1 protein-coding gene is annotated in these 1,289 nt (G+C 52.9%); it reads right to left on the bottom strand.

Annotated elements, in window-relative coordinates:
* Positions 1-119 precede the first annotated feature (119 nt).
* On the bottom strand, positions 120-1,289 hold a 1,170-nt coding region (locus K9U40_RS22990), incomplete at its 5' end, for a hypothetical protein (protein ID WP_349239454.1).

Raw genomic sequence — 1,289 nt, 5'->3', positions numbered from 1 at the left:
GAAAAAACAAACTTAGCTTGCATTATGTGTGTGCTTCTTGCATTCATCCCTGTCGATGAACATCGAAGAACATCGACGAACATAACACGATGTTAAACAAAACAAAATATTGTTCACATTCACTGTGACCAACCGCGATCATGTCTCCTCTCGGTGGCGTGTGTTCGTGCATCTTCCTCGCGCCGCCATTCGTCCCAGGTACGATTAAAACCCAGCGAGCGGAACAGATGATCCGGCTGTTTTTCTGGTGTGTTGACGGCAGCAAAAAGCGGTGCCTCACGGGTTTTCAGATGAAACTCCATAAGTTCCGGCGCAGGTGATATGTGGCTGTCTGCATCGTGATTTACGGCAACACCATACCCTGCATACCGTAACCCCTTATCGGTCAGTGCACTGATGACCAGCTGGCTGTTATCGGCTGAGGGAACGGCAAACGCGGGATACAGCGTACCATTAAGCCGGACAACACCGCCCAGAGAGTCATCCACGCCCATGACCAGCAAAAGCTGAAGCTGGCGGGTTTCCCGGTCGACAGAACTCATTACCGGCATCAGCGTCGGTAGCAGACGTCCCTGCGTAAAATCCACCTTCCTTGCTGCCAGTGATGGCATGGCTGGCTGGCGGTCTTCTCCAAGACAGAAAGACTCCGGCCATGTCTTCGGCTGGCGGAGATTGCGGGTATATTGCGGCCATGTCTGGCAAACCTGCGTCAGAAGTTGCTCAAAGGTCGCAGAGGAATAAACACGTTGCAGTGGTGGATGTTGACCGATTTCGCTTCGGTCACAGATATAACCACTCCTGTCACGCATTAAATCAACACGCTCAAAGATTCTGGTGCGGTATTTCTCCAGCTCGTTCCCCCAGAGCGTGTATTCTCCGTTCCGGTTGTGAAGCAGAAGGTAACAGGTCATTTCCCCGTTACCAGGCATGGGGGCCTCGCCATACCCCGTAACGACTGCGCTCAGTACCCCTGAATCCATAACGGCATTGTCATTTTTCCTGAGCTGTTCCGCTCGTCGCTCCGCGCGACTACGTTCTGTATCCTCCTGCTCCTTCCGGCGCAATTCCTCTTCACGTTTAAGCAACTGGACTCTGAGAGCTGCAAGGCCGGATGCCCCCCACTGCTGCCACTGTTTTTCAAATGCCGTCTGACTCGCGGGAATGTCCTGTTTCTCCACCTTCCGGTAATGCTGTCGCAATTTTTCCATTTGCTGGCTCAGCGACTGGATTTTTCCCTGTTCGCTACGGTATTCCGGTGCCGCCCATTGCCTCAGGGGAATACGGGAAAA

Origin of the sequence: Xanthobacter autotrophicus, from assembly GCF_030015065.1 — a bacterium.
GTDB lineage: Bacteria > Pseudomonadota > Alphaproteobacteria > Rhizobiales > Xanthobacteraceae > Xanthobacter > Xanthobacter autotrophicus_D.
Note: the sequence above shows the minus strand (reverse complement) of the source record. Positions and strands in the feature narration are given on the sequence as shown.